2 protein-coding genes are annotated in these 6,800 nt (G+C 73.6%); both read left to right on the top strand.

Going from position 1 to position 6,800, the window contains the following annotated elements:
* The first annotated feature begins 14 nt into the window (after positions 1-14).
* Positions 15-4,820: an SDR family NAD(P)-dependent oxidoreductase gene (locus E1295_RS50535; RefSeq protein ID WP_342775977.1), complete on the top strand. Its 4,806-nt coding sequence runs from the start codon at positions 15-17 to the stop codon at positions 4,818-4,820.
* A 32-nt stretch (positions 4,821-4,852) separates the two neighbouring features.
* Positions 4,853-6,800 (top strand): type I polyketide synthase (locus E1295_RS46270; RefSeq protein WP_132641491.1); only part of this gene is annotated, 1,948 nt, incomplete at its 3' end.

Here is a 6,800-nt window from a genome sequence, read left to right as displayed (position 1 = left end):
CGGCCGGTAAGACGGTGTTCGTGTTCCCCGGTCAGGGGTCGCAGTGGCTTGGTATGGGGGTGGAGCTGCTGGACGGGTCGCCGGTGTTCGCGGCGCGGATGGCGGAGTGTGAGGCGGCGCTGGCTCCGTTCGTGGACTGGTCGTTGACGGGTGTGTTGCGTGGTGAGGATGGCCAGCCGGGTTATGACCGGGTGGATGTGGTGCAGCCGGTGTTGTGGGCTGTGATGGTCTCTTTGGCGGAGGTGTGGCGTTCGCTCGGGGTGGCCCCTGCTGCGGTGGTCGGGCATTCGCAGGGTGAGATCGCGGCTGCGGTGGTGGCGGGTGCGTTGTCGTTGGAGGACGGCGCTCGGGTGGTGGCGTTGCGTAGTCAGGCGATCGTCGCTCTGGCCGGGCGTGGCGGGATGGCGTCGGTGCCGTTGGGTTCGTCCGGGGTGGGGGAGCTGCTGGCCCGCTGGGAGGGGCGGCTGTCGGTGGCGGCGGTGAACGGTCCCGCATCGACGGTGGTGTCGGGCGATGTGGACGCTGTCGATGAGTTGTTGGCGCATTGCGAGGGCGTGGGGGTGCGGGCCAGGCGGATCGAGGTGGATTACGCCTCGCACTCGGCGCATGTGGAGTCCATTCAGGACGAGCTCGCGAGGTTGCTGGCTCCGGTGACCCCGCGCGAGGCGGAGGTGGCCTGGTATTCGACGGTGCGGCGGGAGTGGTTGTCCGGTTCTGAGGTGGACGGCGCGTACTGGTACGAGAACCTGCGGCGGACCGTGTGGCTGGAGCCGTCGGTGGGTGCGCTGGCCGGGCAGGGCTTCGGCGCGTTCGTCGAGGTCAGCGCGCACCCGGTGCTGACGATGGCGGTGCAGGAGAGCGCCGAGCGTGCGGGTCATGAGGTGACGGCGTGCGGCACGCTGCGCCGCGACGACGGCGGTCTGCGCCGGTTGTGGGCGAGCGCCGCCGAGCTGTGGGTACGCGGGGTTGAGATCGACTGGCCGCAGACCTGCACCGGCTCCCGCCCGCAGATCATCGACCTGCCCACCTACGCCTTCCAGCACCAGCACTTCTGGCTGGAGGAGCGCACCGTGGTCGCGGGCGACGTCGGCGCCGCCGGGCTCGGCGCGGCGGGACACCCCCTTCTCGGCGCCGCGCTCTCGCTGGCCGACGCCGACACGGTGCTGCTCACCGGGAGGTTGTCGCTCAGAACCCACCCGTGGCTGGCCGACCACGCGGTCAACGGCCAGGTGCTGCTGCCCGGCACGGCGTTCGTCGACCTCGCCATCAAGGCGGGCGACGAGGCCGGCTGCGGTGTCCTCGAGGAGCTGACCATCCAGGCGCCGCTCATCGTGCCCGAGCGCGGCGCCGTCCAGCTCCAGCTGTCGGCCGGCGCCGCCGGCGAGGACGGGCGCCGGCAGCTCACCGTGCACAGCCGGCCCGACGGCGGGGCTGCCGACGACCCGTGGACCTGCCACGCCACCGGCGTGCTCGCCCCCGGGACCACGCCGCCTCCCGCACAGCAGCCGGCCGCCTGGCCGCCCGAGGGCGCCCAGCCGCTCGCGCTGGACGGCCTGTACGGCTGGCTCGGCGAGGTCGGCCTCGGCTACGGACCGATCTTCCAGGGACTGAAGGCCGCCTGGCGGCGCGACGACGAACTGTTCGCCGAGGTCGCGCTGCCGGACGACACCGACACCGGCGGCTTCGGGCTGCACCCCGCGCTGCTCGACGCGGCGCTGCACACCGTCGCGCTCAACGCGGCCACCGCCGAGGACGGGCCGCGCATGCCGTTCGCCTGGACCGGCGTACGGCTGCACGCGACCGGGGCCGCGTCGATCCGCGTCCGGCTCACGCCCCGCGACGCCGACCGCGTGACGCTGGCCGTCACCGACGGCACCGGCGTTCCCGTCGCCGACGTGGACTCGCTGATCCTGCGCCCCCTGCCCGCCGACCTCGGCACGCCGGCACGGAACGCCGACGACGACGCGCTCTACACACTCGAATGGGCGCCCGTCCCCACCGGCGAACCCGCGGGAGAGCAGCGGTGGGCGGTCGTCGGCGACCCGTCGGCCCTTCCCACCGCGGAAAGGTACGACACCGTGGCGAGTCTGATAGCCACCGAGTCCGTGGCAGGTCTGCTCGCCGGTGGGCAGGTGCCCGACTGGGTGGCCGTACCGCTGGAAGGCGGGGACGGCGGCGACCTGGCGGCGGCGGTGCACGAACGGACCTGCCACGTGCTCGACCTGCTGCGGACGTGGCTGGCCGACGAGGACCACCCGGCGTGCAGGCTCGTCCTCATCACTCACGGCGCGGTCGGCGCCACCGCGGACGACGAGGTGGCGGACCTGGTCAACGCAGCGGTCTGGGGCCTGGTCAGGTCCGCGCAGTCGGAGACCCCGGAACGGGTCGTCATCGCAGACCTCGACCACGACCCCGAGTCGTACAGTGCGCTGCCCGCCGCGCTCGCGACGGGGGAGACCCAGCTCGCGATCAGGAAGGGCACCGCGTATGCGCCCCGCCTGGGCCGTCCGGGCAGCGGCGGAGCGCTCGTCCCGCCCGCCGAGGCGGCGAACTGGCGGCTGGACGTGACCAGCCGCGGCACGGTCGACGACCTCGCCCTGATCCCCGCGCCCGCCGCGCCGCTCGCCCCCGGCCAGGTGCGCATCAGCACCCGGGCCATGGGGCTGAACTTCCGCGACGTGCTGATCGCCCTGGACATGTACCCGGGCGACGCGCCCATGGGCGGCGAGGGTGCCGGCGTCGTCATCGAGGTGGCGGACGACGTCACCACGTTCGCGCCGGGCGACCGGGTGATGGGCATCATCGACGGTTTCGCCCAGCAGGCGGTCGCCGACCACCGCATGGTCGCCCGCATCCCCGACGGCTGGTCGTACGCGCAGGCCGCGTCCGTGCCGATCGCCTTCGTCACCGCCTACCACGCCCTGGTGGACCTGGCCGGCCTCCGGGCCGGCGAGTCGCTGCTCGTGCACGCCGCCGCCGGCGGCGTCGGCATGGCCGCCGTGCAGCTCGCCCACCACCTGGGCGCCGAGGTGTACGGCACGGCGAGCGAGCCCAAGTGGCCCGCGGTACGCGAGCTCGGAGTTCCGGAGGAGCGCATCGCCTCCTCCCGGACGCTGGAGTTCGCCCAGACCTTCGACGCGGGCGTGGACGTCGTGCTCAACTCCCTCGCGGGAGAGTTCGTGGACGCCTCGCTCGGCCTGCTGCGGCCCGGCGGACGCTTCATCGAGATGGGCAAGACGGACGTACGCGACCCCGAGGGCCTGCCCGAGGTTCGCTACCAGAACTTCGACCTCACCCTGCTCGACCCGGAGCGGACCGGCGAGATCCTGGCGGAGATCGCCGAGCTGTTCGCGCGCGGCGCGCTGCGCCTTCCGCCGCTGCGGACCTGGGACGTGCGCCGCGCCCCCGAGGCGTTCCGGCACGTCGCCCAGGCCCGCCACATCGGCAAGGTCGTGCTGACCGCGCCGCCCGCGTTCGACCCCGACGGCACGGTGCTCGTCACCGGCGGCACCGGCGCGCTCGGCGCCATGGCCGCCCGCCGCCTGGTCACCGAGCACGGCGTACGGCACCTGGTGCTGGCCGGCCGGCGCGGCCCCGCCGCCGACGGCGCGGCGGCGCTGGAGGAGGAACTGACCGGGCTGGGCGCCACCGTACGGATCGCCGCCTGCGACGCCGCCGACCGCGACGCCCTGGCCGGGCTGCTCGCGACGATCCCCGCCGAGCACCCGCTCACCGGGGTCGTCAGCACGGCGGGCGTGCTCGACGACGGCATGATCTCGTCGCTCACGCCGGAACGGGTCGCGGCCGTGCTGCGCCCGAAGGTGGACGCGGCCGTCAACCTGCACGAGCTGACCGCGCACCTCGACCTGGCCCAGTTCGTCCTGTACTCGGGCGCGGCCGGCGTGCTCGGCAGCCCCGGGCAGGGCAACTACGCGGCGGCGAACACGTTCCTGGACGCGCTGGCCCAGCACCGCCGCTCCCGCGGCCTGGCCGGGACGTCGCTGGCCTGGGGTCTGTGGACGCCGCAGAGCGGCAGCGGCATGACCGGGCACCTCGACGAGGCCGACCTGGGCAGGCTCAGCCGGTCCGGCATGGGCGCGCTCGGCATCGACCAGGGCCTCGACCTGTTCGACCGGGCACTCGGCGTGGACGAGGCGGCGCTCGTACCGATCAACCTCGACCTCGCGACGCTGCGCGCGGGGGCCGCCAAGGGCTTCGGGCACCCGATGTTCCGCGGCCTGGTGCGCATCGCCACCCGCCGGGTGGTGGTGGCGGCCGAGACGCCGCAGGCCGACTCGCTCACCGACCGGCTCGCCGCCCTGCCGGACGACGACCGGCTGCCGATGCTGCTCGACCTCGTACGCGGCCACGTCGCCGCGGTGCTCGGCTTCCCCGGGCCCGAGGCGGTCGAACCGGCGCGGGCGTTCAAGGAGATCGGGTTCGACTCGCTGACGGCCGTGGAACTGCGCAACCGCCTGAAGACGGTCACCGGGCTGCGGCTGCCGGCCTCGCTGGTCTTCGACTACCCGAACTCCGCCGCGCTCGCCGGGCACCTGCTGGAGGAGCTGGCGCCGCCGGCCCACAGCGCCGAGCAGCAGCTCCTGGCGGAACTCGACCGGATCGAGGCCCGGCTGGCCGTCATGGCGGCCGGATGCGACACCGCCGGGGAGATCACCTCCCGGCTCGAACAGCTGGCCTTCTCGTGGAAGGAACGGCACCACGAGGACGACACCGCCGCCGAGGACGTGGCGGGCCAGCTCAGCGCGGCGAGCGCCGACGAGATCATCAACTTCATCGACAGCGAACTCGGACTCTCCTGAGCAGGCGTCACCGACGGCTAGGAAGGCACACCATGGCGACAGAGGAACAGCTCGTCGAATATCTCAAGCGGGTGACGACCGAGCTCCACGACAGCAAGAAGCGGCTGCAGGCGGCGGAGGACAAGGACCACGAGCCGATCGCCATTGTCGGCATCGGCTGCCGCTACCCCGGGGAGATCGAGAGCCCCGAGGACCTGTGGCGGATCGTGTCCGGCAGGACCGACGCCATCTCGGGCCTGCCCGACGACCGCGGCTGGGACCTGGAGTCGATGTACAACCCCGACCCGGACGCGTTCGGCACCTCGTACGTCCGCGAGGGCGGCTTCGTGAAGGACGTCACGACGTTCGACCCGGCGTTCTTCGGCATCTCGCCGCGTGAGGCGCAGGCGATGGACCCGCAGCAGCGGCTGCTGCTGGAGACGTCGTGGGAGGCGATCGAGCGGGCCGGCATCGACCCGGCCGCCCTGCACGGCAGCAGGACCGGCGTGTTCGTGGGGGCCAACAGCTCCGAGTTCCTCACGCTGATGACGCAGGCGCCGCCCGAGCTGCAGGGTTACCTGATGACCGGCGTCGCCACGAGCGTGGTGTCCGGGCGCATCTCGTACAGGCTGGGCCTGGAGGGGCCGGCCGTCACGATCGACACGGCCTGCTCGTCGTCGCTGGTGGCGCTGCACCTGGCGGTACGGGCGCTGCGCAACGGCGACTGCTCGCTGGCGCTGGCCGGAGCGGTCACCGTGCTGTCGTCGCCCGGCACGTTCATCGGCTTCAGCCGGGTGCGCGCGCTGGCCAAGGACGGCCGCTCGAAGGCGTTCTCGGCCGCCGCCGACGGCATGGCGCTCGCCGAGGGCGCGGGCGTCCTCCTGGTCGAGCGCCTGTCGGACGCCCGACGCAACGGCCACCCCGTGCTGGCCGTCGTCCGCGGGTCGGCGATCAACCAGGACGGCGCCAGCAACGGGCTCACCGCGCCGAACGGCCCGTCCCAGCAGCGTGTCATCCGCGCGGCCCTCGCCGACGCCAGGCTCGCGCCCGTCCAGGTGGACGCCGTGGAGGCGCACGGCACGGGCACCGAGCTGGGCGACCCGATCGAGGCGCAGGCGCTCATCGCCACCTACGGCCAGGACCGGCCGGACGAGCGCCCGCTCTGGCTCGGGTCGGTGAAGACCAACATCGGTCACGCGCAGGCCGCCGCCGGCGCGGCGGGCGTCATCAAGATGGTGATGGCGCTGCGCAACGGCGAGCTGCCCGCGACCCTGCACGCGGAGGAACGCTCGGAGCACATCGACTGGTCGAAGGGGGCGGTGGAGCTCCTGACGGACGCCCGCCCGTGGCCGGCCGGCGCGGAGCCGCGCAGGGCCGGCGTGTCGTCGTTCGGCATGAGCGGCACCAACGCGCACGTGATCATCGAGGAGGCGCCGGCCCTGCCGGCCGCGCCGCCGGCCGAGGACGGGCCACGCGAGGAGCCTTCCGCGCTGCCCTGGCTGCTGTCGGGGCGCGGCGCGGACAGCCTGCGGCGGCAGGCCGGGCGGCTCGCCTCGTGGACGCGCACCCGTCCCGGCGACAGCCCGGCCGACGTCGGCTGGTCGCTGCTGACGGGCCGCACGGCCTTCGACCACCGCGCTGTTGTGGTGGGCTCCGACCGCGACGAGCTGCTGGCCGGTCTGGACGGCCTGGCGGACGGCGTACCGGTGCCCGACGTGGTCCAGGGGGTCGCCGGCGGCGGTGGTAAGACGGTGTTCGTGTTCCCCGGTCAGGGGTCGCAGTGGCTTGGTATGGGGGTGGAGCTGCTAGACGGGTCGCCGGTGTTCGCGGCGCGGATGGCGGAGTGTGAGGCGGCGCTGGCTCCGTTCGTGGACTGGTCGTTGACGGGTGTGTTGCGTGGTGAGGATGGCCAGCCGGGTTATGACCGGGTGGATGTGGTGCAGCCGGTGTTGTGGGCTGTGATGGTCTCTTTGGCGGAGGTGTGGCGTTCGCTCGGGGTGG

The sequence above is a fragment of the Nonomuraea mesophila genome, assembly GCF_004352805.1.
In the GTDB taxonomy this organism is placed as follows: Bacteria; Actinomycetota; Actinomycetes; order Streptosporangiales; family Streptosporangiaceae; genus Nonomuraea; species Nonomuraea longispora.
The sequence above is the reverse complement of the archived record's forward strand: the minus strand, read 5'-3'. Positions and strand labels throughout refer to the sequence as shown.